Source organism: Undibacterium sp. JH2W, from assembly GCF_049340425.1.
GTDB lineage: Bacteria > Pseudomonadota > Gammaproteobacteria > Burkholderiales > Burkholderiaceae_D > Undibacterium.
This window is the reverse complement of sequence record NZ_JBMPOT010000021.1, coordinates 1-26,419: the sequence shown is the minus strand read 5'-3', so window position 1 is coordinate 26,419 and position 26,419 is coordinate 1. Positions and strand designations below refer to the sequence as shown.

Annotated in this window: 26 protein-coding genes; 8 read left to right on the top strand and 18 right to left on the bottom strand. The window is 50.1% G+C overall.

The window, feature by feature from the left end:
* Window positions 1-409 precede the first annotated feature (409 nt).
* On the top strand, window positions 410-1,423 hold the full coding sequence (locus ACO0LC_RS24825; RefSeq protein ID WP_423008217.1) for a hypothetical protein: 1,014 nt from the start codon (window positions 410-412) through the stop codon (window positions 1,421-1,423).
* 294 nt (window positions 1,424-1,717) lie between these two features.
* Window positions 1,718-2,875 (top strand): restriction endonuclease, encoded by a 1,158-nt coding sequence (locus ACO0LC_RS24820; RefSeq protein ID WP_423008215.1) that lies wholly within the window; start codon window positions 1,718-1,720, stop codon window positions 2,873-2,875.
* Window positions 2,876-3,216: 341 nt separating this feature from the next.
* On the opposite strand, the gene ACO0LC_RS24815 is transcribed toward ACO0LC_RS24820, so the two are convergent.
* From ACO0LC_RS24815 to ACO0LC_RS24790, 6 genes are all read right to left on the bottom strand, one after another.
* Window positions 3,217-4,638, bottom strand: a complete 1,422-nt coding sequence (locus ACO0LC_RS24815; RefSeq protein WP_423008213.1) for a hypothetical protein — start codon at window positions 4,636-4,638, stop codon at window positions 3,217-3,219.
* 585 nt (window positions 4,639-5,223) lie between these two features.
* Window positions 5,224-6,192, bottom strand: a complete 969-nt coding sequence (gene lipA / locus ACO0LC_RS24810; protein WP_423008211.1) for a lipoyl synthase — start codon at window positions 6,190-6,192, stop codon at window positions 5,224-5,226.
* A 22-nt stretch (window positions 6,193-6,214) separates the two neighbouring features.
* On the bottom strand, window positions 6,215-6,880 hold the full coding sequence (gene lipB, locus ACO0LC_RS24805; protein WP_423008209.1) for a lipoyl(octanoyl) transferase LipB: 666 nt from the start codon (window positions 6,878-6,880) through the stop codon (window positions 6,215-6,217).
* Window positions 6,881-7,111: 231 nt separating this feature from the next.
* Window positions 7,112-8,008: a PhzF family phenazine biosynthesis protein gene (locus ACO0LC_RS24800; protein ID WP_423008207.1), complete on the bottom strand. Its 897-nt coding sequence runs from the start codon at window positions 8,006-8,008 to the stop codon at window positions 7,112-7,114.
* A 76-nt stretch (window positions 8,009-8,084) separates the two neighbouring features.
* The gene (locus ACO0LC_RS24795) at window positions 8,085-8,639 is read right to left on the bottom strand and encodes a cysteine hydrolase family protein (protein ID WP_423008205.1); all 555 of its coding nucleotides are present in this window, start codon (window positions 8,637-8,639) and stop codon (window positions 8,085-8,087) included.
* A 30-nt stretch (window positions 8,640-8,669) separates the two neighbouring features.
* Window positions 8,670-8,990, bottom strand: coding sequence for a DUF2917 domain-containing protein (locus tag ACO0LC_RS24790; protein ID WP_423008203.1), 321 nt, complete (start codon window positions 8,988-8,990; stop codon window positions 8,670-8,672).
* Window positions 8,991-9,161: 171 nt separating this feature from the next.
* Here ACO0LC_RS24790 and gcvA point away from each other — a divergent pair, with 171 nt between their 5' ends.
* Window positions 9,162-10,121: a transcriptional regulator GcvA gene (gene gcvA / locus ACO0LC_RS24785; RefSeq protein ID WP_423008201.1), complete on the top strand. Its 960-nt coding sequence runs from the start codon at window positions 9,162-9,164 to the stop codon at window positions 10,119-10,121.
* Window positions 10,122-10,186: 65 nt separating this feature from the next.
* On the opposite strand, the gene ACO0LC_RS24780 is transcribed toward gcvA, so the two are convergent.
* Both ACO0LC_RS24780 and ACO0LC_RS24775 read right to left on the bottom strand, forming a co-directional pair.
* The gene (locus ACO0LC_RS24780; RefSeq protein ID WP_423008199.1) at window positions 10,187-10,468 is read right to left on the bottom strand and encodes a DUF493 family protein; all 282 of its coding nucleotides are present in this window, start codon (window positions 10,466-10,468) and stop codon (window positions 10,187-10,189) included.
* Between the two features lie 97 nt (window positions 10,469-10,565).
* Complete coding sequence (locus tag ACO0LC_RS24775) at window positions 10,566-11,525, bottom strand: LysR family transcriptional regulator (RefSeq protein ID WP_423008197.1); 960 nt, start codon at window positions 11,523-11,525, stop codon at window positions 10,566-10,568.
* A gap of 104 nt (window positions 11,526-11,629) precedes the next feature.
* On the opposite strand from ACO0LC_RS24775, the gene ACO0LC_RS24770 reads away from it, so the two are divergent.
* A complete protein-coding gene (locus tag ACO0LC_RS24770) occupies window positions 11,630-12,295 on the top strand; it encodes an NADPH-dependent F420 reductase (RefSeq protein ID WP_423008195.1) in 666 nt (221 codons plus the stop codon).
* 165 nt (window positions 12,296-12,460) lie between these two features.
* Here the strand turns inward: ACO0LC_RS24770 and ACO0LC_RS24765 are convergent, their stop codons facing one another.
* The 10 genes from ACO0LC_RS24765 to ACO0LC_RS24720 all read right to left on the bottom strand — a co-directional run bounded on the left by ACO0LC_RS24765 (window position 12,461) and on the right by ACO0LC_RS24720 (window position 22,412).
* Window positions 12,461-13,309 (bottom strand): D-amino acid aminotransferase, encoded by an 849-nt coding sequence (locus ACO0LC_RS24765; RefSeq protein WP_423008193.1) that lies wholly within the window; start codon window positions 13,307-13,309, stop codon window positions 12,461-12,463.
* 108 nt (window positions 13,310-13,417) lie between these two features.
* Window positions 13,418-14,566 carry a D-alanyl-D-alanine carboxypeptidase family protein gene (locus ACO0LC_RS24760; RefSeq protein ID WP_423008191.1) on the bottom strand — a complete coding sequence of 383 codons (1,149 nt, stop codon included), beginning with the start codon at window positions 14,564-14,566 and terminating at the stop codon, window positions 13,418-13,420.
* 100 nt (window positions 14,567-14,666) lie between these two features.
* Window positions 14,667-15,305 (bottom strand): alpha/beta hydrolase, encoded by a 639-nt coding sequence (locus ACO0LC_RS24755; RefSeq protein WP_423008189.1) that lies wholly within the window; start codon window positions 15,303-15,305, stop codon window positions 14,667-14,669.
* Window positions 15,306-15,310: 5 nt separating this feature from the next.
* Window positions 15,311-15,628 carry a (2Fe-2S) ferredoxin domain-containing protein gene (locus ACO0LC_RS24750; protein WP_423008187.1) on the bottom strand — a complete coding sequence of 106 codons (318 nt, stop codon included), beginning with the start codon at window positions 15,626-15,628 and terminating at the stop codon, window positions 15,311-15,313.
* A gap of 92 nt (window positions 15,629-15,720) precedes the next feature.
* Window positions 15,721-16,908 carry a VanZ family protein gene (locus tag ACO0LC_RS24745; RefSeq protein ID WP_423008185.1) on the bottom strand — a complete coding sequence of 396 codons (1,188 nt, stop codon included), beginning with the start codon at window positions 16,906-16,908 and terminating at the stop codon, window positions 15,721-15,723.
* Window positions 16,909-16,936: 28 nt separating this feature from the next.
* The gene (locus ACO0LC_RS24740) at window positions 16,937-17,560 is read right to left on the bottom strand and encodes an ABC-type transport auxiliary lipoprotein family protein (RefSeq protein ID WP_423008183.1); all 624 of its coding nucleotides are present in this window, start codon (window positions 17,558-17,560) and stop codon (window positions 16,937-16,939) included.
* 10 nt (window positions 17,561-17,570) lie between these two features.
* Window positions 17,571-18,512: an MlaD family protein gene (locus ACO0LC_RS24735; RefSeq protein ID WP_423008181.1), complete on the bottom strand. Its 942-nt coding sequence runs from the start codon at window positions 18,510-18,512 to the stop codon at window positions 17,571-17,573.
* Between the two features lie 3 nt (window positions 18,513-18,515).
* Window positions 18,516-19,307, bottom strand: a complete 792-nt coding sequence (locus ACO0LC_RS24730) for an ABC transporter ATP-binding protein (protein ID WP_423008179.1) — start codon at window positions 19,305-19,307, stop codon at window positions 18,516-18,518.
* Window positions 19,307-20,431 (bottom strand): MlaE family ABC transporter permease, encoded by a 1,125-nt coding sequence (locus ACO0LC_RS24725; RefSeq protein ID WP_423008177.1) that lies wholly within the window; start codon window positions 20,429-20,431, stop codon window positions 19,307-19,309. Before ACO0LC_RS24725 ends, ACO0LC_RS24730 begins: the two co-directional genes overlap by 1 nt.
* Before the next feature lie 85 nt (window positions 20,432-20,516).
* A complete protein-coding gene (locus ACO0LC_RS24720; RefSeq protein ID WP_423008175.1) occupies window positions 20,517-22,412 on the bottom strand; it encodes a phosphoethanolamine transferase in 1,896 nt (631 codons plus the stop codon).
* Between the two features lie 523 nt (window positions 22,413-22,935).
* Between ACO0LC_RS24720 and rpsL the strand changes: the two genes are divergently transcribed.
* The 4 genes from rpsL to ACO0LC_RS24700 all read left to right on the top strand — a co-directional run.
* The gene (rpsL, locus tag ACO0LC_RS24715) at window positions 22,936-23,319 is read left to right on the top strand and encodes a 30S ribosomal protein S12 (protein ID WP_110258019.1); all 384 of its coding nucleotides are present in this window, start codon (window positions 22,936-22,938) and stop codon (window positions 23,317-23,319) included.
* Between the two features lie 145 nt (window positions 23,320-23,464).
* Window positions 23,465-23,935: a 30S ribosomal protein S7 gene (rpsG, locus tag ACO0LC_RS24710; protein WP_186957171.1), complete on the top strand. Its 471-nt coding sequence runs from the start codon at window positions 23,465-23,467 to the stop codon at window positions 23,933-23,935.
* Window positions 23,936-24,063: 128 nt separating this feature from the next.
* Window positions 24,064-26,169, top strand: a complete 2,106-nt coding sequence (fusA, locus tag ACO0LC_RS24705; protein WP_423008173.1) for an elongation factor G — start codon at window positions 24,064-24,066, stop codon at window positions 26,167-26,169.
* A gap of 78 nt (window positions 26,170-26,247) precedes the next feature.
* The coding region (locus tag ACO0LC_RS24700) for a GTP-binding protein (protein ID WP_423005730.1) at window positions 26,248-26,419 on the top strand (172 nt) is incomplete at its 3' end.

Genomic DNA, 26,419 nt, shown 5'->3' with positions numbered 1-26,419 from the left:
GAAGAAGGGCTTATGGTTGTCATACAAAACCAAATTACATCCATCGTCACACGAAGACGTATCAAAGGTCTGCACAATCCCACGACTCCAAAATTCTTCAGTACTCTAAAGCATTCGGTAGTGATTATATTTTCCTGGAATCGGAAAGCTGGGCACGTTGCCAGTCGTAGTATGTCATTGCTAAAAATCAAAATACTCGTTGCATATCACTAATTACCACAGTAAAATTAGTTTGTTACGTTGCGACATTCCAGCTGCGCGAGCTATTAAAGTTCGTATGGTGAAAAGGCAATTTCACTTCAAATTCATCGACAATTTCTTTAGTACGGACAGACATATCAAGGGAGCGAGCAGTAGCGCCACTTGTGTTCAATGTCTAAACGTGCTCTCTCAAAAGGAATTAGTCATCATGCTACCCAAAATTCAATCTGAAGCTCATGTCTTAAAAAAAATCCTTGCATCTGAATACGATTGTCAGATATCTCATGATACGGCTTTAAATATTGCCGCAAGAATGAAGAATATAGACGAATATAGACTCGCAAAAAACCTCTTAGAAAAAATTTCACAACAAATTTTTTGTAATGATGTCGCACATGTTACTAACAGTGCTGGCGAAGTCGCAGGTGAAGACGAAATATGCTGTTTAATCAGATATATCTTGAACTTACGGTTTAAACCGAAGACAGTGTTTTCTATAGAAGCACGAGCATACTATTCAACATTGCAAAATAAGAATCCGCCTAGATGTACAGTCCTCAAGGCAAGTTCATTTGATCAGGTAGACATCTGGAATCCAGATGAACCGTATTTATGCAAAGCGTATGGTCTTCCCTTAAATAGATTCAATGTTTTCGATGAAGTGTTTATTGCCGACGTGAATCGACTGAAAGAACCAGATAAAAAAATCTTGAAACATTATCTGGAATCAGGATTCAAGACTGGGGTAATTGCTGCTGGCACAGACTTTCACTTCGGATCACTAATACAGGACAAAACTAAATTTTCGACCATGCATCATTTGGCAATAGGTCAAAGTTATAGAAGTAAGCCAAATCAAGTGGTGGATGCTATAAGTGCCCTGCGCTTCAATACTCCTGAAGCGCCGATACTTTGCTGGCTCTCGATGACAAGTCGACATGGCGATAGCGTGCAAGCATTTTCTCACATCAAAACATCCGACTATCAAATTCCTGTGGACGATGTCGGCTTCGTAAATTCCCAATACGATAGAAATTTTTACTTACCAATCATTAAAATTCTACGTGACATGCAAGTACCCATGATTTTGGTGCCGCATATGACATCATTCGATATGTTTACAAAATTTGATAGCGCCATGACGGTTGGTATGATCCGTCGACGCCATTTAATAATAAACAGCCTTTTGCACCAGTTAGATAATTTGGGTTATATAGGTTAACGTGTGCTGACAGGCTGTCTTGATGATTTTAAAAAAATAGATGATAGCGAATTGAATGAAACGAGGTGCCAACTTGGCATAACTCTTTACACTACCCGAAACAGATCAATGAAGCCAGCAATTTATGAATGCTTCAATTGAGTAAGCTTACCAAGGCAATGAGTATGGAAATCAGCGCGCTTTGCCATTCGGAGGTCTCGGGGAAAAGTATGATTTTATGACAGTGGCGTATGCTCTGATGTCGAAGAGACACATTGCTATTTTACGTATCTGCGGTAGAAAGAGTGGACCAAAATGATTGTCAATGAACCTGACCTTTGTGATTTGAACGTTGATGAAGTGTATGGCGGATCCCGTAACGGCAATGCATCAGATGACCCACTTCCGCGATTGTTAAGTGTTGATAACGGCGCTGGGTTCCGCCACTTGGGGAAGAGACCAGAAGTCAGTACACTTAAACTGCTTGCTTTGAAGACAAATTTTTCAGATATTAACTGGCCAGATTCTCTGGATCGTGAAAGCGGAATTTTTATTTATTACGGCGATAAACGAAGCCCTGGTGATTTGCACCAGACTCCCAGGCAGGGTAATTTAATGCTCCGCAATCTTTTTGACGAGGCGCACAATCATAGTAAAAGTGAGCATTTCCCTCCCATCTTATTATTCGGAAATACAGGCATTTATAGAGATCTTCGTTTTTTGGGGCTGGCCGTTCCGGGAGCTGAAAATTTGGGAAGTGATGATGACTTGGTGGCGGTTTGGCGGACAACTGAGGATGATATTCGATTTCAAAACTATAAAGCTACTTTCACTGTATTAGATGTCCCAGTCATATCTCGTGCATGGATTCAAGATATGCAAGCGGGTAATGCTGTTGGATCTACGCATGCGCCGAAGCCATGGCTTGACTGGGTGAGTGGGCGGAAATTCTCACCGTTACGCTCTCAACCTACAAAAAATATTCGTTCGAAATCGCAGCAACTTCCGGACACTGATGAACTACGCGCTTACGTAAAACTTGTCTACACTTTTTATAAGGATGATCCATATTTGTTTGAGCGGTGTGCGATGGAACTTGCCAAGCTATTTCTGGTTAATATCCGTGAATACGAAATCACTAGACCTTGGCGCGATGGGGGACGAGATGCAATTGGAACGTATCGTATTGGACACGGCGCGGGCGCCATAGACGTTGAATTTGCGATGGAGGCAAAGTGCTACGGTACGAATGTAGCCGTCGGAGTGAAAGCATTATCTCGACTTATTTCACGGCTTAGGCATCGCCAATTTGGCATTTTAGTTACAACTTCTTATCTGGACTCCCAGGCATATCAGGAACTTGTGCAAGATGGTCATCCCGTCGTTATCATTTCGGGTGGTGATTTAGCCCTTAAACTAAAAAGGAAATTCGGGAGTCTAGAGAAAGTCAGAATCTGGTTAGAGCGTATCTGATCGTTTTGTGCAAGATCGAATATGCTTTTATAGTCATCATTTTCCCAGAGCGAGATGAGCAGTTGCTCGCATGTGATAGAAGAAGCATAAGTAGTTGTTCACTGAAATGAAATTGTCGTCAGTTCTCTAGAGAATTGTGTGGTGATTTTTTTTGGTGATATCCCCACTATAAAAAAATACACTAAATGAAATCGAAACCATTTGCCACTGTCCAATTGTGTTTATGAGCCAGAGGAAAGAATATCAATAGTTACTCGAAGTACGCGTGATTCTGTGACGGTTGTAATGGCAACGACAATCACTATTACGAAATTCGCTACGATGGAAAATAGTTATGAGTGTCAATCGTCGTCAGGGCGAAAAATCCAATTAACAAGATCAGCAATATTGGTTTCCTCTAACTCAGGACGGGCAAGATAGTCATTTGCCACGCAGGATAAAGTATCAAATATTTCTTCAACATTTTTGCCATTCGTTGCGTAAAGCTTTATGTAGGATGGAGCAGACTCAACAATTGCTAAGCTAATGTGTTCATTCTGATTTTTGATGGCGAAAACAGCGACCCGGCGAGGACGTGATGTGTTTGTGTTATTTTCAATAAATAATTTGGGGTTGATAACACCATCTTCATCAGACAGCATGAGGATAGGTACTGTCCAGCCATCTTCCTCGCTTTCCGTTAACAGTTCAATGTTCAACCGATTCAATTCAGAAAGCTGCACAATGACCGGCTTTAAAAAATTGGGGACTGGCCAGCGTTGTGATGGATCTCTATTGATGAGCACAGAAAAATCCACCGATCGGATTCTTTGTTCTGATCCTGGTTGACCAACTGCAGCCGCTTGAACAGGAGGTGCTGCGCCAGCGTACTTATTGCCGGTGCCGTCAGCACCGATCAGCGTTTTATTCTTCCAAATGGATTTCTTTGTGAGGTCTGGAAAGCGTGGCTCCATACGGATGGATTTTACCTTACTTGCCAGATTATTTGATCCGTCGCGTTCTTCGAGATTTTGATTTTGTGCTTCCTTCGCAGATTTGAGTGAGCGCTCTTTGGCGCTGCCTGAACCTAGTTTTCCAATCTCACCGTTGCCAGTACTCGTCTTATACTTCTCGTAGCGTAGTGATCTGAATGGAAATGCGTGAGAACAGGAGCGTAAGCTGTAGACAATGAATGTTGCACGGGCCTCATCTGCAAATGAAAGCCATTTGCCAGCTGCGATCAATGTCGTTGTTCCTTCAAAAGGAAATAAACCTTGGGGATAGATCGATTGTCGCATGCCAGAACTGGCAAGCATGGAGGTTCCTATCATTAGTGCTGCTTGCCAAGCTGTGGCATCCATGTGTAAGCGTCCTATATCAGCTGCGGATGCCCCAGATATGTGTTCCGCGAGTTGTAATGATAAGCGTCCGTTAATTTTGTTCAGTGAGGCTTTGGTATAGAGGGATGTTCGATTCAGCGGTGGCAGGAACAACGCTGTGATCAGATTACTGGATGAGCCGAAATAAAATCGGATCAATTCCATGCAGGGAATGATCAATCGACGATTGCCTGGAAGATTGAGCATCACGCAGTAGGATTGGGTGCAATTCATGTGCCACGGATGCTCAGACATCGGCAGTAGAAAGCCCTTGTCATCGAGATTTAACCCGGCTTTGATCAGATGGGCTGAATCCCTGTCAATTTCGATATCTTTGAATTCTTCCAGCTCATAGCTAGGCTGCGCTCTCAACTGACCATTTAGCCAAAGATCACCAATACGCAAAAGCGGTAAGGCGCCAATAGACAGCCAGACTTTCTTTTGAAACCTGGCAGGTGAAGTTGATTGAGGGGAGAGCTGAATTGCCAGATCGTCGGAAAAACGATCGTCTAGAATTCTGGAAAGGTGAACAAGGACAGAAGGTTGTTTTCGGCGAAGTAAGCGGTTCGGAAAGCTTACTTCGCCGAACCAATCAATTCGCCAAATTTTTTCATCCTTGGGAAAGGCTGAAATTGTAAGTAAGTTATTGATATTTATAATGTTACTGTGAAAACGGTGGCTGTTACACTACTGATTTTTCTCACTAACTGCTAAACTTTCTCATTATCTTCTAACTTTTCACAAAAACGGTCGTCTTGAACTCTGGAAAGGTGAACAAGGACAGAAGGCTGTGTTCGGCGAAGTAAGCGGTTCGGGAAGATTACTTCCCCGAACCAGTCAATTCGCCAAATTCTTTCATCCTTTGGAAAGGCTGCAATAGGTGGTAAGTTATTGATATCTATAATGTTATTGTAAAAATTTGGACTGTTACATTATTGACTTATCTCGTCAGTATCTGATTTGTCTCGCCACTTACTGATTTCTAACATTTCAGCCTATCCCATGCGCCTGCTGATCTGCATGGTAGCTTGACCTCACCATTGCGCCAACAGCCGCATGGGCGAAGCCCATTTTGTAGGCTTCTTCTTCATACATCTTGAAGACATCAGGGTGGACGTAGCGGCGTACTGGCAAGTGGTGGCCACTTGGTGCCAGGTACTGGCCTATGGTCAGCATGTCGACATTGTGGGCGCGCATGTCGCGCATGACTTGCAGAACTTCTTCATCGGTTTCACCCAGGCCTACCATGATGCCGGATTTGGTTGGGGTATTGGGGTGCTGTTCCTTGAAGCGTTTCAACAGGTTCAGTGAGTATTCATAGTCAGAACCTGGGCGCGCTTCTTTGTACAAACGTGGCGCGGTTTCGAGATTGTGGTTCATGACATCTGGTGGTGCCATGTTGAGAATTTCCAGCGCACGGTCCATGCGGCCACGGAAATCCGGTGTCAGGATTTCTATGCGTGTCATCGGTGACAATTCACGCACGCGGGTAATGCACTCGGCAAAGTGGGCGGCACCGCCGTCACGCAAGTCGTCGCGGTCTACTGAGGTGATGACGACATAGCTGAGCTTCAAGGCAGCGATGGTTTTTGCCAGGTTGGCTGGTTCATCGACATCAAGCGGGTCAGGGCGGCCATGGCCGACGTCGCAGAACGGGCAGCGGCGGGTGCATTTGTCGCCCATGATCATGAAGGTGGCCGTGCCTTTGCCAAAGCATTCGCCTATGTTGGGGCAGGAAGCTTCTTCACAGACTGTCACCAGTTTGTTGGCGCGCAGGATGTCCTTGATTTCATAAAAGCGGGTAGTCGGCGAACCTGCCTTGACACGTATCCAGTCTGGCTTGGGCAATCTTTCCATCGGTACGATCTTGATCGGGATACGTGCGGTCTTACTTGCCCCTTTTTGTTTTTCGGTGGGATCGTAAGCGGCGTTGGCGATGGGTGTGTTTTCGGTTGTCATGGTATGAAGCGATGTCGAAAAATCAGGGGGCAGTCAAAAGATCTTGCAAATTCTGTGCGAGTGCATTCTGGACTTGGGCTAGCGGCACGGTCACGCCCAGGGTCTTCATGTCTACGGTGGCAAGGCCAGCATAGCCGCAGGGGTTAATCCAGGAAAACGGTGTCAAATCCATATCTACATTCAGTGATACGCCATGATAGGTGCAGCCATTGCCGCGCACTTTCAAGCCCAGGGCGGCGACCTTGGCGCCTTGCCACTGGCCCTCGCTGACATAGATGCCGGGCGCACCTTCTTTGCGTTCACCAGCAAGATTATACGCTGCCAGGGTGTTGATGACTGCCTGTTCTATCTTGTTGACGAATTCGCGGGCGAATAATCTTGCCTTGGGATGGCTGCGGCGCAAGTCTATTAACAGGTAGATCACAACCTGGCCAGGGCCGTGGTAGGTGACTTCACCGCCACGGTCGGTCTGCACCACCGGGATATCATGAGCAGCCAGCACATGTGACTGGTCGGCGCCCAGGCCCAGGGTATACACGGGCGGGTGTTCCACGATCCAGAATTCATTTTGCGTATGCTCATCACGGGCATCAGTAAACGCGCGCATGGCGTCGAAAGTGACCTGATAGGGCTCAATACCGCGATGGATGATGCGGGGTGTGACGTTGGGGGCGAGGGCAGCTTGCATAGGCTGCTAGTGTAACATTTTGTGGGGGCGGGGTCTTTGCTTGTGTAAACACCATATTAGATGGATAAGTGATAAGTTTATGGTGGAGAAGGTATCGTAAGTTGGGCCGGGCCTCGCTAGGCTGCGCTTCACCAGCCCAACACTCGGCCTATCAATGACGTATTCGTATATTAAACGCCCAGTGTTGGGCTGATACCCCGTAGCCCAACCTACGATTAAAGATTTCGTTCATCAAATCCTGACCGCCATGGTCTTTTCCACCCTGGCTCTGCCACCTACCATCAGGCTGGGTATCTGCCCCTGTTGTATCTCCAGTTCAACCTTGATCAGGCTTGGGGAGGCGGGTTCCATGAGTACGCCTTGTTCTATCTGCAAGGTGGGGCCGGGGATGTTGTATTGGGTGTAGAGCAGGCATGCCAGTGGGCCAGCGGCGGTGCCGGTGGCGGCTTCTTCGCCTATGCCGTAGCGTGGGGCGAACATGCGGGTGCTGGCGGCATGGCTGCTGTCTTGTACATCGAGGGTGAAGGGGTAGAAGCCGATGAGGTCCAGTTCTTCGCTGATGTTGCCGATTTCTTCATGATCAGGCTGGATATTTGCCAGGCATTCGCGGCCTATGATGGGGATGGCGAGGAAGGCATTACCGGTATTGACGATGGTAGGCAGGCGGTCGCGCAGCAGATCATGTTCGCTCAGGCCCATGCTTTGCAGTATGCGTGTATATAGATTCGGATTATCGGTATCGTCGGCAGAGATGTCTTGGTAGCGCGGCGCGCTTTGCTGCATGAAGGCTAGCTCACCCTTGATGAGTATGTCGCGGTTGCCGTCTATGGTTTGCTTGCTACACAGGCCTTCGCTGACTTTGCCAAGTTCACGCAAGAGTGAAAACGTGGCAACCGTGGCATGGCCGCAATGGGCAATCTGGCGGTTTGGGGTAAAAAATTCCAGCTTGTAGGTGGCGCAGTCTGAATTGGAGACAAAGGCGGTTTCTGACAAACCTACGGCGCGGGCAATTTGCAGTTTTTGCTTGGAGGTGTAAATGTCGGCATTCAAGACCACACCAGCCGGGTTGCCGCCTTCATTTTGCCGGGTGAATGCGTGAACGATATGCACTTCTATCGGCTTGCCCATGTCCATTCCTGAGTGTGTTGGAATGGACATTATAGGAGTTTAATCCCCTGACTTGCCAGCCAGATTTGTAGAGTTGTTACCTGGTATGTGCAGCAATAACGTCAGAAGTATTCCTGACGACGCAAAATTCATTGTGCAGGCTGGCGAGGTGAACGCGGTGGATTTCTTCCGCTGGTATCCGCTCACCATTAACACCAGGCCGATCAAAGGTGGCGCAGGCATCGGCCACCAGTTCTACGCTAAATCCAAGGTTGCCCGCCATGCGTGTGGTGGTTGAGACGCAGTGGTCTGTGGTCAGACCTGCAATGACAAGCTGCTTGATGCCCTTGGCCTGCAACCAGGCTTCCAGCTCAGTGCCTATGAAGCCGCTGTTCACCTTTTTGGTGAAGATGGTTTCGCCCGGTAGCGGGCGTGCCAGGGGTTTGAATTCAAAACCTGCTTGCCCGACACGCAGGGGAGAATCCGGCTCCTGCGACTGATGGCGTACATGGATAACAGGCAGTTCTTGCTCACGCCAGTGTTGCAGCAAGGTGGCCATATATTGCTCGGCCGCCGGATTATTGCGCTGTCCCCACTTGGGATGATCAAAGCCTTGTTGTACGTCAATCAAGATCAATGCAGTCTGTGCCATATTCGCTCCGGTGCTTCTGTCATTCGATAATTATGCAAATGCCTGGCTCAGTTTACGTGTCAGCTTTTGCAGATAACCAGTGCCGGCCATAGTCGATTTGACATTGATGACGCTTGATACGGCTGACAATTCGATGAGACTGGCTTGATTCTCTGCTTCGATGACGACGAATTGATGGGCTGGTATGACCATGGATTCGCCAGTGCTGAGCCAGTAATCATCAGCTTGTCCAGCTACTGTCAGCCAGACGCGGCCACATGCCACTTCAATTTTGCGGGCGTGTTCGGCTGTGCCAGACAATGTGCCACCGGCGGCGATCATGTATGATGGGTTTGCGAAATTATTTGTCATTTCCTTGCTCCTGGTATTTTACTGCTAAGGTGGCAATGCATTCTGCTGAATAGAGAGTGAAAAACACTTTGTTGCACTGCAGTAGAAGCATTGTAGTCTTGTCTCACAAGAAAATAAAACGAGTAATTTTTGAATGGCTTGCTAATTATTTTCACAATAAACTCATAAAAAATGGATTTTCGACGACTCCCTAATTTAGCTGCCCTGCGTGCCTTTGAGGCGGCGGCACGTCACCAGAATTTTTCCAAGGCGGCGCAAGAAATCCATCTGACCCATGGAGCGATCAGTCATCAGGTGCGGGCACTGGAAGAAGAGCTGGGTGTACCTCTGTTCATTCGTCATGGCAAGCGCATCAGCATCACGCCTGATGGCGAACAATTTGCCGCGACCATCAGAAAAGCCCTGATGGATTTGGGCGATGCTGCCGATTTGCTAAAAAAACGTAATAAGCAAAAGCGCCTGGGTATTACTTCATTGCCTTCGTTTGCCGCCCGCTGGTTGTCGCCGCGCCTGGGGCAGTTCATCGAGCATCACCCAGATCTGGAGGTCAGCCTCCAGTCGAGTAATCACTTGACTGATTACAATATGGAGTCTATCGACATAGGCATACGCTTTGGCCTGGGAAACTATCCTGGCATGATTAGCGAGTTATTGATGGGGGACTACTACTACCCGGTCGCCAGCCCGCATTATCACGGCGGGCAATTGCCGCAGACGCCGGCAGAATTGGCCAGCATGCAATTATTGCGTTGCGATGGTGAACCCTGGGAACCCTGGTTTCAGGCTGCGGGCCTGGATAATGAAGAGCCTACTGGTGGCCTGGTATTCCAGGATTCATCCATGCTGGCGCGTGCCGCCGTGGATGGTCAGGGCATAGCCCTGGGCAGGCATATCATCGTGCAGCCGGATATCAAGGCAGGCTTGTTGCAGCGCCTGTTTAATATTGATATACCTTGTGAAGTCGCCTACTACCTGGTGTATCCGCCAGATGCACTGGCAAAGCCGCAGGTCAAGGCTTTCAGGGAATGGCTATTGGCAGAAATTGCTGTAGAAAAAAAGCAGATGAATATGGCAGGTGCATTGACTGCCAGCCCCTCATCTTTTGTAGGAGCGGCTTCAGCCGCGAAATGACCTGCACGGCAGAGTGTTCGCGGCTAAAGCCGCTCCTACGAACTTAAGGGGTTTGGCTCACCATCTCACAATACGAATTTCACCATAGGGTGAGACGACAGTGTGCGATATAGATTGTCCAGTTGCTCACGGCTGGTGGCCAATACAGTCACCGTGACCGAGATATAGGCACCTTTACTGGATGGGCGCATTTCTACCTTGCCAGCATGAAAGGTCGGATCAAACGTTGTCACGACTTCGACCATGGTCTGGGTGAAATCTTCGTGCATAGGTCCCATGATCTTGATGGGAAAGTCACTAGGATATTCAATCAGACTTTCTTCGGGGGGGATGGGTCTCATTTCCATAATGTTTCCAAATCTCAAAATAACTTAATGTCAGTATATGGGGTCTTGCGACTGAATTCCAATAGCATTGCTTGCTAGCTGCCAGTCTTCCCAGTGTTCAGGCATGAAAGGCTGCAAGTGATGCCAATGGAACATGTAAAGACTCGGCTTGGGCCAGCTCTTCCAGCAAAAAATCCACAGCTGCCTTGACGCGTGGTGCAATCAGGGCGCGATGCGGGTATTGCAAGACCATTTGCCTGTGGCCTTCTTCATGAAAATTGCCCAGCACGATCTTGAGTTTGTTGTCGCGCAGATATCGCCAGGAATGATGGACTGCCACCTGGGCTATGCCCATGCCCATCAATACGGCTTGCATGGCGCTCTCTGGTGACGACACGGTGAGATCAGGTTCACGCGGGTAAGGGCGGTTGATCTCTCCTTGTGCGTGCTGGAGGTTCCAGGTCGTCATCTTGCCATTCAAGAAACGCACGGCGATTTGTTTGTGCTGGTCCAAATCACTGATCTGTTGTGGCACTCCATATTTTGCCAGATAAGATGGCGCAGCGATCAGGATGGTGTGTAGCTGGCAAATCGTGCGCGAGATGACGCTGGAATCTTCTATCATGCCGCCACGCAAGGCCAGGTCATAGCCATCGCGGACGAGGTCTATGCGATGATCATCAAAGTCGATTGCCAGCCGCAAACCGGGGTGGCGTTGCTGTAATTTGGGCAGTAATGGCAGCAGGTAATGCTGACCAAAGGCATTGCCTGTCGATATCCTGACCTGGCCCACCACTTCTGCGTGCTGGCGGCTGACACTCTCAACCGCAAGATCGAGCGCATCTATAGCGGTGCGCGCTTTTTCCAGAAAAGTCTGCCCCTCGCTCGTCAATTGCAAGGAGCGGGTACTGCGGTTCATCAGGCGTACCCCCAGGGTTTGCTCCAGCCCCGCGATATTCTTGCTGACTGCTGCTGCCGAAATATGCAGCGCCCTGGCTGCTGCGGCAAAACTGCCACGGTCTGCCGCCTGTATGAAAGACAACATGGCAGGTATGCGCTGAGAGGCATCTAGCTTCATATTCGTAACTTCAAGTTGTGAGTGAAAATAAGAATAGCTGGCTTATCAACAATAATCAATGAGATCACAATCACTCCCATCAACACATACATAGGAGAAACAAAATGCAAACAGCTACAAAAACAGTTGCAGTCCTGGGTAATGGCGTGGTGGGTGTCACTATTGCCAAAGGTTTTGCCAGCCTGGGTTATCAAGTGATCTTTGGTACCCGCAACTCTGAAAGCGATAAAAGCAAACAAGCCCTGGCGGCCGTGCCAGGTGCAAGGGCCCGCAGTTATGCAGATGCTGCCATGGCGGCTGACCTGGTTTTCCTGGCTTTGCCATGGGATGGTTTGCCAGCAAGCCTGGCCTTGGCTGGCCCTGAGAACTTTGCTGGCAAAACCGTTATTGATGCCGTCAACCCACTGCTGGATTTTGCGACAGGTTCGCCCAGGCTGGCGGTTGGCTTCAGTGATTCGGCCGGTGAGCTGGTCCAAAGGCTGCTGCCACAGGCGCGGGTGGTCAAGGCTTTCAATACCATAGTCACTGCGCTGATGGTGCAACCAAAATTTGCGGACGGTCAGCCTGATATGTTTATTGCTGGTAATGATGCAGGAGCGAAACAAGAAGTGTCGGCCATCCTGCGTGATTTTGGTTGGCGCGGCGCGATCGACATGGGTGACATCACGGCAGCGCGTTTGATTGAGCCGCTGGCGATGTTATGGATAAGCTATGCCTTCCAGCGTCAGCATTGGACGCATGGGTTTAGTTTGTTGGGGCAGGCGGGGTAAGCAGGATAAGTTGTTAATCAATGTAGGTTGGGCCGGGCCTCGCTAGGCTACGCTACGCTTCATCAGCCCAACACTCGGCCTCTGCAAACGTATACGTCATTCAAACGCCAAGTGTTGGGCTGGTAAACCGTAGCCCAACCTACGAAAAGCATATTTCGGTATTTTTTAAGCCGCCTTGGCCGCTTGATAAGCTGCATACAACTGATGATAAACCGCGCCGAGTTTGCCATCGCCTATCACCGTGTCATCGAGCTTCACTACCGCCAGCACTTCCTTGGTGGCGGACGAAAGCATGACTTCATCTGCCGCAAAGACTTCTTCACGTGTGATGCGGCGGGCTTCCAGCTTGATATTGTTGGCGGCGCACAGTTCTTCGATGAGACCGTAGCGTATGCCTTCGAGTATCAGGTTGTCTTTTGGCGGGCCCATGAGGACGCCGTCCTTGACTATCCAGACATTCGATGCAGATGCTTCGGTCAGATAGCCGTCGCGGAATTGTATGCTTTCGACCACGCCGTTTTCAGCAGCGTTTTGGGCAGCCAGCACATTGCCCAGCAAGGAGATGGATTTGATTTCGCAGCGCAGCCAGCGCTTGTCTTCCATGGAGACGCAGGCAACGCCGTTTTCACGTGCAGCCGCAGTCGGCAAGACGATGGGGTTGGTCATGATGAGGACGGTGGGCGTGACTTCATCTTTTGGGAAGGCATGGGCCCTCTTGGCAACGCCGCGGGTGACTTGCAGGTAGACCATCTGGTCATCGGCTTCATGGGCATCCATGACTTTGGCGATCAGTGCCAGCCACTCTTCCTTGCTATGCGGATTTGTAATACCTATGGCGGCCAGGCTGCGGAACAGGCGTGCCAGATGCTGGTCGGCACGGAACATCTTGCGCTGATAGACAGGGATGACTTCATAAATACCATCACCAAAAATAAAGCCGCGGTCCAGCACCGGGATTTTGGCTTCGGACAGCGGCGTCATTTCGCCATTCAGGTATACCAGGGGATCATTCATGATGTCTGTGCAAGTGGTGAGTAGAAGAACTTATTCTCACACAGAATCAAGGCCATGCTTATGCAAATAAAGCATACAGGCATAGCCCTGAGTAAGGCAGCGACGGCTTTATTTGAACATCAAACGCACTGAATCCCAGGCACGGCCAAAGATGCTGGCCTGGTTGACTTGTTCCAGTGCAATCACCGGAACTTCAGCGACGGCTTTACCATCAAGCATCATCTTCATGGTGCCCACCTTGCTGTTCAGGGCGATAGGGGCAACCAGCGGGTCTTTGCGTTCCAGTGAGGGTTTCAGCTTGGCCGCAGCGCCTTTGGGCAGGGTCACATACAGTTCACGGTCAAAGCCTATCTTGACCTGGGCTTGTGTACCTTTCCAGACTTCTGGTGTGGCGATGGACTGGCCTTTGTCGTACAGCTTCAGGGTGTCAAAGTTCAGGTAACCCCAGTTCAGCAATTTCAGGCTTTCCTGTGCGCGCACTGAGTCACTCTCGGCACCGATAACCACCGAGATCAGGCGGCGCTGGCCCGTGCCATTCGGGCGGTTTGCAGAAGATACCAGGCTATAACCACCGCTGGTGGTATGGCCGGTTTTCATGCCGTCTACACTAGGGTCCAGCAACAACAGGCGGTTGCGGTTGGGCTGGGTGATCTTGTTATAGGTATAGCTCTTGGTTGAGTAATAGGTTTTGTAAAAATCAGGATGATCGATAATCAGGCGCGCTGCCAGGTTGGATAAATCCTGGGCGGTTGAATAATTATCCTTGCTGGGCAAGCCATGCGGATTGGCAAAGCGGGTGGCTTTGAGGCCCATGCGCTCTGCTTCACGGTTCATTTGTACGACAAAGGCTTCTTCGCTACCCGCCACGGCTTCTGCCAGGGCAACGGCGGCATCATTGCCGGATTGTACGATCAGGCCATACAGCAATTCATTGATGGTGACTGGTTTGTTCGGTTCAATAAACATCTTGGAACTGCTGCCATCGACTTTCCAGGCACGAACCGAGACATTGATGCTTTGTTCCAGGTTGAGTTTCTTGTCCTTCAGGGCAGAAAACACCAGGTAGGCAGTCATAATCTTGGTCAGCGACGCAGGCTCTACACTTAAGGTAGGTTCCTGGGCAGCGATCACCTGGTTACTGGTGGCGTCGAGCAAGAGCCAGGATTTGGAGGCAATGGTAGGCGCAGGCAGGGTTTGCGCAACGGCAGCTGTCATCGACAGTAGCGAGATGGCAATTGAGGCAAGGAATTTTTTCATTGGTGGTTGCTAGTAAAACAAGGGTGACAAAAAATGAATAATCAGGTGTTGAGCAGATCCGAGATCCGTGTTTGTATGGCGGATCCGGCAATGCACATCATCAGGCTTGATCCCACATGCTGGTGATGAGTTGTTTGATATGGTGCAGGCGACGATGGAAGAAATGGTCGGCACCGGGTATCACGGTAACAGGTATATCTTGCGGGCGCAGCCAGTCCAGCACGGCGCTGAGCGGAATGGTGTCATCCAGTTCACCATGGATCAGGATGGTGTTGGCAGGTATGGCGGGCATATCCCATTTACCGGCAGCTGCCCCGACCAGGGCCAGGCGCTCGGCTGGCTGGCCATTTTCTTGCAGGCGTTGCTGTAAACGCGCTTGCACAAAAGTGCCAAAAGAAAAGCCTGCCAAAGCCAGTGGCAAATCCGGGAAGCGTGCACGCATGCTATTGAGCAAGACTTCCATGTCGTCGGTTTCGCCCATACCTGCATCATAGACGCCTTCGGACTTGTCAACGCCGCGAAAATTCATGCGTACGGCGACATAACCCAGCGCCGTGAATGCCCGCGCCAGGGTTTGCGCGACCTTATTGTCCATGCTGCCGCCATACAGCGGGTGTGGATGGGCTACCAGGGCCAAGCCTATAGGCGCTGCATGTGTTTCAGGATCGGGCAAGTCCAGCGCGCATTGCAAATTGCCAGCCGCACCCTGGAGTGAAAAATGTTCAGTTTGCGCATTCATGATAATCAGACCCGCAAACGTTCGACGACACCGCCGCCTATCAGGTCGACATCAATGATTTCATCAATATCAGATTGATCGACAAAGGTATACCAGGTGCCTTGCGGGTAAACCACCAGCACTGGACCTTCTTCGCAACGATCAAGACAGCCAGCCTTATTGATACGGATCTTGCCCTGGCCATTCATATCCAGTTGCTTGATACGGCGTTTGGCATGTTCCTGGGCAGCTTGCGCGCCACGGTCAGCACAGCAAGGGCGACCATCTTCGCGTTGGTTCAGGCAAAAAAAGACGTGTTTTTGAAAATAGAGTTCTTCAGACATAAGATATCCAGCCTGCGGTTGAGTCCGCCACCGGGTGGGTGATGGCGCTTGTTGCCCGCTATGATACTGCAATTGTGATCGCCGGGTCTGCTTTACACAGGACGCGGCTTGCGTAATAGCGCCCAGATCGCCAGATAAGGCCAGAACAAGGACAGGAATTGCGCTGCGCCATTGAAGTTCAGGAACTTGCCCTGCACCCAGGTTTGCATGGTGGCGGCAAAGTAGGGATTGTCCGAAATCAGGTTGATGACGATCAGCGATATCGTCAGCATCAGCAAGGCCAGGCGCTTTTGGACTTGGGCGGGGGCAAAAGAAAAACCATACAGCATGATGACGCTGATCAGGATGCCACCACGCGCGCCTGGCGTCAGCCAGGCGAAGGCATATTCAGGCTTGAACAACAGGGCGCTGGCCAGGGATTTGATGGTCAGGGCTGCTCCCAGTAATAGCACTGACAAGATGGTTTTAGGGGCATGCCGGTTGAGCAGGCTCAGACATATCAGCAAGGCACCAGTGCAACTGCAAGCCGTGATGATGGTTTCGGATAGCAGGTATTCTTCTGCGCTGGGTTCAAAACCCTGCAGCAGGAAAGCGCTGATGTCGATATCCATGCCCATCATTTCACTCAGTGTTTGCGAAATCACAGGCAATATCTGTCCCAGGCCAAACAAATAGGCTTGTGGGTAAATCTGTGCCATGGTCCATAAGCCCAGCACCAGGACTTCACGGCTGGATTCTTTATGCGTCCATTGTTTGCGCAATAATTGCAGACGCCCTTTTTCCAGTATCAGGGGTGTCAGCAAGGCACCTAGTATGGCACCCAGCATGGCACCCGAGGTATTCGTCAAAAAATCCAGCAAAGAGGTAACACGGCTGGGCAAAAAGTTTTGTACTATTTCAGCCGTTGCCGAGATCACTGCACCGCTCAGGCTGGCCAGCAGGGCAGCCCACCAGCGCGTAACCAGTGGGTAAAGCGCAAACACGATGAGCATGCCAAAGGGGATATATCCTACGACATTGATGGCTGCATCAAAGCCACCCCAGTAACGCGGCCATTGCTGTATCAGTTCTGGCAATGCGGCCACGCTGTTGGCTTGCCAGCCAGTGAATGGATACCAGCTCGCATACAGTATCAAAAACAGATAGGCGACCAGGCTCACCCTGGCAAAGGGGGAGCTCTGCAATGAACTTAGCTGCGGGCTTGTTTCTGCGCTCGCTTCAGTACTTGGTCCTATGTTCGGCTCAGGACTGAGTGTTTCCTTGTCAGGGGTGGCTTGCATACAGTGTGATTTACTTGGCTTATCAGCTTTATTTCAAAGGCAGACTCATGATCCAGTTTTGTATTTCAAGAATGCTGGCATCTGCTGCTTCCCGCATGGCCCTGGCACCACCTGGTGCATCGGCTGTGCTTGCGGGGACTTTTTGCTGGAAGCTTTTTTGTGCCAGCAATTTACGGTCCTTGATGACGGAGGCACGCAGGTTGATGTGCGCATTGCTTAGACTGGCAGAGCTGAATATCTGTGAAAACTCATCAATCTCCAGGCGCAACAATGGCAGATTGGCAGCACCGTCGCTATTCGTCAGCACATCTGCGCCTTGTGCTACCAGGTCAGCTTTCAATCTTTGCAGCAGCAATTGTGCTGGTGGCATGCTCCAGCGGTGCAATGAATACGTCTTCAGTTGTTGCACATTATCGTATTGCAGCCGGTACAACATGGAATTGCTCTCCAGTGCTGGTGGGATGCTGATTTCGGCTATGCTGATTTGCAGCTTGCCAGTACCTGTTGGTGCAGATGTATTGGTAGCAAGCGGGCCAAAATCATATTGCTGGACTTGCTGTGCCACTGGTGCGCTGCTACAGGCCGACAGCAGCATGAGTAAAAAGACTGCGCCGACATGTCTGAGGCGAGCTATCAATGCGGGATATATCATGCGAATTCCTTTACTTGGGGGCGACAAAGCCAGGTTCACCCGGGCCAGGTGCGGGCAAGGGATTGCCAAACAAAATGCTTTGCGGCCTTTCTTTCAGTGAATCTGACAAGCGGCCAAAAGAGCGCAGGCTGGCCTTGGCTTCCCCTGTCATGGTTTGTATTTTTGGCAAGGTATCCAAGGTCAGGCTATTTCCGACATTGTCCATGACCAGGTTGAAGCGTGCCAGCGGGCCATCATTGGCTTGCAGGCTGCTTGTCAATTGATTCAGGTTATTACTGAGTTTGCTGGCATTGGCAGACAGCGCGCGTACTTCTGCCATCGTCAATTTGGCCTGGTCGGCCAGTTCAGGCAGACGCGCCAGGGTAGGCTCAAATTTTGCTGGCAAGGCCTTCCAGGCCGCAGAAGCCTGGCCAAAATTTTCTACCGCAGTCATCAGTGACTTCTGGTTGGCCGGGTCCAGCATGGTATTGAGCCTGCGTGTCAATTCTTCAGTTTGCGCCAGGATGGCCTGGCCGCGTTTTTCCAGGTTTTGCATCATGCCGGGGCGCATGGGTATGCGTGGCACTACATCAGGATTGTGATCTGCCACCAGCAATTGCTTGGATGTGCCTTCATCATCCAGTTGCACGAAGGCGATGCCCGTCACGCCCTGGTAACCCAGGGTGGCATAGGTGGAACTGGTGACCGGCGCATCTGGCAGGATTTCCAGGCGCAAGATGATTTGGCCGGGGTTCTTGTCATCAAAATCGATATCGGTGACATTGCCAACCTTGATACCTTTATAGCGTACCGCTGCTTGCAAGTTCAGGCCGGACACCGCCATCTCTGTTACGACATCGTAGGGCACACGCTTGATCTTGTCGCGACCCAGCCAGATGGCCAGCACAGTAGCCAGTATGAGCAGGGCGATGGTGAAAAAACCTGCCATGAGCGCATGAGATCTGTTTTCCATAACTTATATTTCCTGATGCGTTTTGGGGGGCAGCACTTCCATGGCGCGCAGGCCGCGACCACCGAGAAAGAAACTGCGGATAAATGGATGCTGGAAATCCACGACTTCCCGGGGCGTGCCCACCGTCACCACCCGCTTTTCTGCCAACACGGCAATCCGGTTTGATAATGCAAACAGGCTATCGAGGTCATGCGTCACCATGATGACAGTCAGGCGCAATTGCTGGTGTAGCGATAATATCAGTTCAACAAAGCTGTCTGAACGGTCTGGGTCCAGGCCCGCTGTCGGCTCATCCAGGAATAAGAGTTCCGGGTCCAGTGCCAGTGCCCGTGCCAGGGCGATGCGCTTGATCATGCCGCCCGATAAGTCAGCTGGCATCTTGCGTGCATGTTCAAAGGCAATATCGACCATATGCAGCTTCAGGTAGACCAGGTCAGTGATGAGTTCTTCTGGCAGTGTACCCAGTTCGCGCATGGGTTGGGCGACATTATCAAACACGCTCATGGCGGAATACAGGGCGCCATGCTGGAACAGCATGCCGGATCGCTTGCGTAAATAATCCAGATGCCCAACTTGGGAAGTATGTAAATCTTCGCCAAATACCTTGATACTGCCGCGTGTCGGTGTTTCCAGGCCCAGCATTTGCCGCATCAAGACTGTTTTACCTGAACCTGAGCCGCCGACGATGGAGAGGATTTCGCCACGCCTGACGTTCAACTCCAACTGATCATGTACCACGGCACGACCAAACTGGGTGCGCAAATTCTTGATTTCTATGATGTGTTCACTATTCATCAGTACCCCGATTTGCTGAAAATGATGGCAAATACAGCATCGGCAATGATGACGATAGTGATGGCAACGACCACTGAATTGGTGGTGCCACGACCCAGGCTTTCGGTATTTGGTTCTATGCGCAAGCCATAATGGCAGGCGATCAGGGCAATCAGGACACCAAAGGTGACGCCCTTGGCCAGACCTATCCAGTAATTCAGCAGGGGCACTGCTTCTGGCAGTTTATAGATGAAAAATTCCGGCGACATGCCGAGCAGGGCCTGCGCCGAAATCATGCCACCGGCCAGGGCCATGACATCAGTCCAGATCACCAGCAAAGGCATGGCCAGCGCCAGTGCCAGCACCTTGGGCATGATGAGGCGATAGCCATGCGGTATGCCCATGACACGCATGGCATCCAGTTCTTCCGTCACCCGCATGACACCAAGTTGCGCCGTGATGGCAGAACCAGAACGCCCGGCCACCAGGATCGCCGCCAGCATGGGCCCGAGTTCACGGATGATGCTCATGCCCAGAATATTGACGATATATAAATCACCACCAAAAGTGCGCAATTGTTGCGCTGACAAATAAGACAGCACCACGCCTATCAAGATGCCGACCAGGGCCGTGATGCCCAACGCCTGCGCACCAGTGCGGTAGACGTTGGCTGACAATTCCTTCCACGGCGCTTTCATGGGGTGGCGTACAAAGCGTGCCAGGTCCAGCATGAGCTGGCCCAGCAAGGCAGTGAAACTATATAAGTGATTGAACAAGCCCAGCACTTGTGCACCCAATTGCATGGTGCGTGTCAGGCGCGGCTTGGCGGGTAATGGCAGGGGGATCTGGCTGACTTCTTCCAGGCGTGCAAACAGGCCTTCATGGGCAGCTTGCATGCTGATGTGGGCAGGCTTGCGCTTGCCCCAACAGCGCCACAGCATTTGCGCACCTATGTGGTCCAGCATGCTGATTTGCGTCAAGTCCCAATGCAAATCAGTCTGCCTGCCAGCCTGTTGTAATTGGGTACTGATTTCGTGCATGGTGCTTTTATGGGACAGGACATGCACCAGCCAGGCACCAGCGACGAGGGCTGTGGGCTGTTGCTGGTGCGTGAACTGCAATGTGGGCGCGATCTCGTGAGGCATATTTCGCAAGTGTAAGTGAGAAAGTGCATTTGCGGCAATCAAGCTGCCTCACATTCACCGGGTATAGCTATTTGATACCGGTCGCCTATTTTTCTTGTACCAAAGGTGTTTTTTTATCCATGATTTCGCGGCAATCCCCTTTCAGGGTGGCGTTGTCATAATTGGTCCAGCCATAACTATCGACATAACGCGTATGCGCTTTGAGTTGTTTACTGAGTATGCTCCACTCCAGTTTTTCATCCGGGTAGCGGATATTGGCCATGTCCAGCAAGCTGTGAAAGACGTTTTCTGTCGAGAGTTTGGCTTTCTGGTGCAGGCGCAGTTGCACTATCTTGTCCGGGAACTGTTCTTGATAGGCGTCGGAATACCACATGAAAGCCGGAACATGGAATTCATACTGGGTATTGTGACCATGGAAAGCCAGGTTGCAAGTGCCGTCGTACAGCGTTTGCCCATGATCGGAGATATAAAATAGCGAAGTGATTTGCGAACTGGTTTTCAGTTTTTGTATAACTTCCGACAGCATCCAGTCTGTGTACAAAATAGAATTGTCGTAGCTATTGTTCAATGCCTGCTTGTTTTTCAGATCGGTATAGGCAGGATTAACGATGCCATACAAAGATGGTTTCCATTGGTCAAAAGATTGCGGATGACGGTGGCTGTAATTCCAGTGATTGCCCAGGGTATGCAAAACGATGAGTTTCTTCGGTGCCGCATCGCGCATGGCATTGGCCATCGGTTCCAGCAAGACCTGGTCGAGATTGGAATTGTTGGTAAAACCGCCAAGATTCAAAAACTGGGTAACATCGGCCTCCTTGGCGAACACCGAAGTTGGCGTATCAAACTGACCAAAGCTCATTTGATTCGACAACCAGTAAGTCTTGAAGCCCGCTTCCTTGAAGGCCGTCAAGAATGATTTTTCAGAAAAACCAGCCTTCAGGCTTTGCGCGGCTGGTTTGCGCGAGACGATGATGGGCACGGATAAGCGAGTGGCCGAGACGGCAGTCACCACATCACTGAAGCTGACCAGATTGCTTTCTTTCTTCAGCAGGGGATTGGTATCACGTTCATAGCCATTCAGGCTCCAGCGGTCAAAGCGTGAAGATTCACCTATCACCATGATGATGGTTTGTGGCGTTGCCGGATTACCATCCAGATGTGCCTGGAAGCGGAAGGCGCGACTTTTTTCCGATAACTTAGCCAGATAGTCACGTTCTATCCAGAAATCATTGCCACGCAAGACCAGGCCAAACGGCCAGGTGCGCATATAAGTCTCTTCATCGTAAGGGATCCTGGCCCAGCGCGGCAGCGCGGGCAGATGCTTTTTCAGGCTGACTTGCCAGCTTGTCAGCGTGTCGGCTGAGGCACTTGCATTGGTGCTGGCTGAGCTGGATGTCGAAGTACTGGTTTCCTCCTCTTCCTCGTCTTCTTCTGCCGTTGAAGCAGAGGCTGCACTGCCACTGGTTGCGCTGGCGGAGGCAGGCGCAATGCCGATCTGCTCGCCATAATGCCAGCAGCCCAGGCCCAGTGCAAATACCAGCAAGACCAGCCAGCGTGAGCGATGTGCCCAATGCCAGTGACTATATGTCTTGGCAATGCGCAGCAAGCTCCACCACCAGGCTGACACGAGGATCACCAGCAATAAGAGTAGCCAGACCTTGTTGCCCAGGAATTCCATCGCCTCCTTGGGGCTGGTTTCCACCATGATGCCCAGATGATGGGTAGAGATACCCTGGCCGAAATACAGCCGCAGGTAAATCTCTATGGGCACGGCAAAAAAAGCCGGCAGCAGCAGGTAATGAAACCAGCGTGGTCTTTGTAATAAGGCCCAAAAGCCCAGCCAGGTTACCAGTTCCATCGCCAGCAAGTGAAGTGGTTTTTCCACTGACTGCCCTTGCAGCAATGGGAAAAACGGCAAGCTGGAAATCAGCAAGTAACTGGCTAAAAAATACAGCGAGGCTGGGCGAAACAGGGTGGGCATTGTGTTTGGGTACTTGCAACTTGGTTGGTGGCTATGCTGCGCAAAGCCCGACCCTTCATATAAGAAAGGCGCGGTTTTGCTGCAAGCTGGCGTTTAAGGGCGTAAATAGTAAATGATTTGCTTTGGCTAAGCAGATCTAATTTGGGATTTAAGCATATTTTGCTTTTCAGTCTGCACTGACAGACATGCTGGCATATGGTAAACCTTGATTTTTTGCTGAAATTCCCTAACCTGAAAGGCCGCCTTTAGCCGGGCTGATGCAGCTAAGCGCTTGAATTTAAGAAATAAAAAGCGTTGACACGCTTGATTAAAGCGGCATAAAATTGCGAGTTCTCGATTTTGGGTTTGCATTTGCTATTCTTGTTTTGCCTGGTTTTATCAGGTAGACAATGCTTAAAAAGCAGGCAAAAGCAGATGGCTTAGTCGGGCTGGTCTGAGGATTCAGGCCGGAAAATGATTTTAAGTTCCCGGGCAACCGTTTCCGGGTTTGTGTTTAACGTTGTATTTTGTTGGATTAAAAACGATGCCAACCATCAATCAACTGATTCGCCAACCACGTGTTTCTGCACGTGTGAAAAGCAAATCGCCGGCGCTGGAAAACAGCCCGCAAAAACGTGGCGTTTGCACCCGCGTTTATACGACAACTCCAAAAAAGCCTAACTCGGCTTTGCGTAAAGTTGCCAAAGTTCGCCTGACTAATGGTTTCGAAGTTATTTCGTACATTGGCGGTGAAGGCCATAACTTGCAAGAACATAGCGTGGTATTGCTGCGCGGTGGTCGTGTAAAGGATTTGCCAGGTGTTCGTTACCATATGGTTCGCGGTGCTTTGGATACTCAAGGCGTTAAAGACCGTAAGCAAGCTCGCTCCAAATATGGTGCTAAGCGTGCTAAGGCAGTTAAGAAGTAATTATCTCGTAATTTAATCTCCGTAAGCTATTACGGATCAGTGTCGGTTTGGAAATAAGCCGAGTAAGTGACCGGTTATGATGGCCTGTCGCGAGCGTGGAGCAAAATGTTGCTTTGTGCTCAACTGAAGATTGAAAGGAATTGAAATGCCACGTCGTCGTGAGGTCCCGAAACGGGACGTACTGCCGGATCCAAAATTCGGCAATGTAGAAGTAGCAAAATTTGTAAACGTTTTGATGTTGTCCGGCAAGAAGTCTGTTGCTGAAGGCATCATCTACGGTGCATTCGATCACATCCAACAAAAATCTGGTAAAGATCCTTTGGAAGTGTTTGCGCTGGCAATCAGCAACGCCAAACCACTGGTTGAGGTTAAATCCCGCCGTGTTGGTGGCGCGAACTACCAGGTGCCTGTAGAAGTGCGTCCAGTTCGTCGTCTGGCTTTGTCTATGCGTTGGTTGCGTGAAGCCGCTAACAAGCGTAGCGAAAAATCCATGCCACAACGTTTGGGTGGTGAATTGCTCGAAGCCGCAGAAGGCCGCGGCGGCGCAATGAAGAAACGTGATGAAGTCCATCGTATGGCTGAAGCCAACAAGGCCTTCTCTCACTTCCGCTTCTAAGAGTAAGAGTAAGGAGCTGTTGTATGTCTTTAGTGCAACGGCTCTGGCAAGTATTTTGAATCAGGCCGGGCGCGATTTTTGTAAAAAAATGCGCTCGGTTTTGTCCATTAAAAGATTTAGGATTAGCTATGGCCCGTAAGACCCCCATTGAGCGCTACCGCAATATCGGTATTTCTGCTCACATTGATGCCGGTAAAACAACAACGACAGAACGCGTACTGTTTTATACAGGTGTAAACCACAAAATTGGTGAAGTGCATGATGGCGCGGCTACCATGGACTGGATGGAGCAAGAGCAGGAACGTGGTATTACCATTACTTCTGCTGCGACGACATGTTTCTGGAAGGGCATGGCGAACAACTTCCCAGAACATCACATCAACATCATCGATACACCAGGCCACGTTGACTTCACTATTGAAGTTGAGCGTTCCATGCGTGTTCTGGATGGTGCCTGCATGGTTTACTGTGCGGTAGGTGGCGTTCAGCCTCAGTCAGAAACTGTATGGCGTCAGGCTAACAAGTACAAAGTCCCACGTTTGGCATTCGTCAACAAGATGGACCGTACTGGCGCGAACTTCTTCAAAGTGTACGATCAAATGCGTGCACGTTTGAAAGCCAACCCTGTACCTCTGCAAGTACCTATCGGTGCTGAAGACCTGTTCGAAGGCGTGATCGATCTGGTTAAAATGAAAGCGATCATCTGGGATGCAGCATCTCAAGGTATGAAATTTGAATACCGTGATATCCCTGAAGGCCTGTTGGCTGAAGCGCAAAAGTGGCGTGAAAACATGGTTGAAGCAGCTGCTGAAGCTAGCGAAGATCTGATGAACAAATACCTTGAAGAAGGTGATTTGACTGAAGAAGAAATCAAGTCTGCTTTGCGTCAACGTACTATCGCTTCCGAAATCGTTCCTATGATGTGCGGTACTGCATTTAAGAACAAAGGCGTTCAGGCGATGTTGGATGCGGTTGTTGAATACTTGCCATCCCCATTGGACATCCCACCAGTTCCTGGTGTGAACGAAGATGACGAACCAGTTGTCCGTAAAGCTGAAGATACAGAGAAATTCTCTGCGCTGGCATTCAAAATCGCAACTGATCCATTCGTTGGTCAATTGTGCTTTATCCGTTGCTACTCCGGTACTTTGAATTCTGGCGACAGCGTTTACAACTCTGTTAAAGAGAAAAAAGAACGTATCGGCCGTCTGGTTCAAATGCACGCGAACCAACGTGAAGAAATCAAAGAAATGATGGCGGGTGATATCGCTGCCGTGGTTGGTCTGAAAGACACAACTACTGGTGATACGCTGTGTGACGAAAAAGCTATCGTTGTTCTGGAGCGCATGATATTCCCAGAGCCAGTTATTTCTCAGGCTGTTGAACCAAAAACCAAAGCTGACCAGGAAAAAATGGGTCTGGCATTGAACCGTCTGGCCGCTGAAGATCCATCTTTCCGCGTACGTACTGACGAAGAATCTGGTCAAACAATTATCGCCGGTATGGGCGAGTTGCATCTGGATATTATCGTTGACCGTATGAAACGTGAATTCAACGTTGAAGCGACAGTGGGTAAACCACAAGTTGCTTACCGCGAAACTATCCGCAAAACTTGCGAAGAAATCGAAGGTAAATTCGTTAAGCAATCTGGTGGTCGTGGTCAGTACGGTCACGTTGTTCTGAAGATCGAGCCGCAAGAACCAGGTAAAGGCTTTGAATTCGTTGACGCGATCAAAGGCGGTACAGTTCCACGCGAATACATCCCTGCAGTTGAAAAAGGTGTTCGCGAAACACTGACTTCCGGTGTATTGGCTGGTTACCCAGTGGTTGACGTTAAAGTCACACTGTTCTTCGGTTCCTACCATGATGTTGACTCCAACGAAAACGCCTTCCGTATGGCGGGTTCGATGGCGTTCAAAGATGGCTGCCGTAAAGCAAGCCCAGTTATCCTGGAGCCTATGATGGCTGTTGAAGTAGAAACACCTGAAGACTACGCTGGTACAGTCATGGGTGATTTGTCTTCACGTCGTGGTATGGTTCAAGGTATGGACGAAATCGCTGGCGGCGGTGGCAAGATCATCAAAGCTGAAGTGCCTTTGTCTGAGATGTTTGGTTACTCCACATCCCTGCGTTCTGCTACACAAGGTCGTGCAACATATTCCATGGAATTCAAGCACTACTCTGAAGCACCTAAGAACGTGATTGACGCTATCGTCACATCCAAAGCTAAGTAATAAAGAATCAAAGGCCTGCCCCATGCCGGGGTAGGTTTTCTATTGTTGATAAATCGTTCTTTTTGAAGGAAGAATAAAATGGCAAAAGGTAAGTTCGAGCGCACCAAGCCGCACGTAAACGTCGGCACAATTGGTCACGTTGATCACGGCAAAACCACACTGACAGCAGCGATTGCAACAGTCTTGTCGAAAAAATTCGGCGGCGAAGCTAAAGCCTACGACCAGATCGATGCAGCACCAGAAGAAAAAG

Coding starts and splice junctions, on each gene's coding strand:
- ACO0LC_RS24825 (WP_423008217.1), top strand. CDS start 410: ATGCTACCCAAAATTCAATCTGAAGCTCATGTCTTAAAAAAAATCCTT.
- ACO0LC_RS24820 (WP_423008215.1), top strand. CDS start 1,718: ATGATTGTCAATGAACCTGACCTTTGTGATTTGAACGTTGATGAAGTG.
- lipA (WP_423008211.1), bottom strand. CDS start 6,192: ATGACAACCGAAAACACACCCATCGCCAACGCCGCTTACGATCCCACC.
- lipB (WP_423008209.1), bottom strand. CDS start 6,880: ATGCAAGCTGCCCTCGCCCCCAACGTCACACCCCGCATCATCCATCGC.
- ACO0LC_RS24800 (WP_423008207.1), bottom strand. CDS start 8,008: ATGGGCAAGCCGATAGAAGTGCATATCGTTCACGCATTCACCCGGCAA.
- ACO0LC_RS24795 (WP_423008205.1), bottom strand. CDS start 8,639: ATGGCACAGACTGCATTGATCTTGATTGACGTACAACAAGGCTTTGAT.
- ACO0LC_RS24790 (WP_423008203.1), bottom strand. CDS start 8,990: ATGACAAATAATTTCGCAAACCCATCATACATGATCGCCGCCGGTGGC.
- gcvA (WP_423008201.1), top strand. CDS start 9,162: ATGGATTTTCGACGACTCCCTAATTTAGCTGCCCTGCGTGCCTTTGAG.
- ACO0LC_RS24780 (WP_423008199.1), bottom strand. CDS start 10,468: ATGGAAATGAGACCCATCCCCCCCGAAGAAAGTCTGATTGAATATCCT.
- ACO0LC_RS24775 (WP_423008197.1), bottom strand. CDS start 11,525: ATGAAGCTAGATGCCTCTCAGCGCATACCTGCCATGTTGTCTTTCATA.
- ACO0LC_RS24770 (WP_423008195.1), top strand. CDS start 11,630: ATGCAAACAGCTACAAAAACAGTTGCAGTCCTGGGTAATGGCGTGGTG.
- ACO0LC_RS24765 (WP_423008193.1), bottom strand. CDS start 13,309: ATGAATGATCCCCTGGTATACCTGAATGGCGAAATGACGCCGCTGTCC.
- ACO0LC_RS24760 (WP_423008191.1), bottom strand. CDS start 14,566: ATGAAAAAATTCCTTGCCTCAATTGCCATCTCGCTACTGTCGATGACA.
- ACO0LC_RS24755 (WP_423008189.1), bottom strand. CDS start 15,305: ATGAATGCGCAAACTGAACATTTTTCACTCCAGGGTGCGGCTGGCAAT.
- ACO0LC_RS24750 (WP_423008187.1), bottom strand. CDS start 15,628: ATGTCTGAAGAACTCTATTTTCAAAAACACGTCTTTTTTTGCCTGAAC.
- ACO0LC_RS24745 (WP_423008185.1), bottom strand. CDS start 16,908: ATGCAAGCCACCCCTGACAAGGAAACACTCAGTCCTGAGCCGAACATA.
- ACO0LC_RS24740 (WP_423008183.1), bottom strand. CDS start 17,560: ATGATATATCCCGCATTGATAGCTCGCCTCAGACATGTCGGCGCAGTC.
- ACO0LC_RS24735 (WP_423008181.1), bottom strand. CDS start 18,512: ATGGAAAACAGATCTCATGCGCTCATGGCAGGTTTTTTCACCATCGCC.
- ACO0LC_RS24730 (WP_423008179.1), bottom strand. CDS start 19,307: ATGAATAGTGAACACATCATAGAAATCAAGAATTTGCGCACCCAGTTT.
- ACO0LC_RS24725 (WP_423008177.1), bottom strand. CDS start 20,431: ATGCCTCACGAGATCGCGCCCACATTGCAGTTCACGCACCAGCAACAG.
- ACO0LC_RS24720 (WP_423008175.1), bottom strand. CDS start 22,412: ATGCCCACCCTGTTTCGCCCAGCCTCGCTGTATTTTTTAGCCAGTTAC.
- rpsL (WP_110258019.1), top strand. CDS start 22,936: ATGCCAACCATCAATCAACTGATTCGCCAACCACGTGTTTCTGCACGT.
- rpsG (WP_186957171.1), top strand. CDS start 23,465: ATGCCACGTCGTCGTGAGGTCCCGAAACGGGACGTACTGCCGGATCCA.
- fusA (WP_423008173.1), top strand. CDS start 24,064: ATGGCCCGTAAGACCCCCATTGAGCGCTACCGCAATATCGGTATTTCT.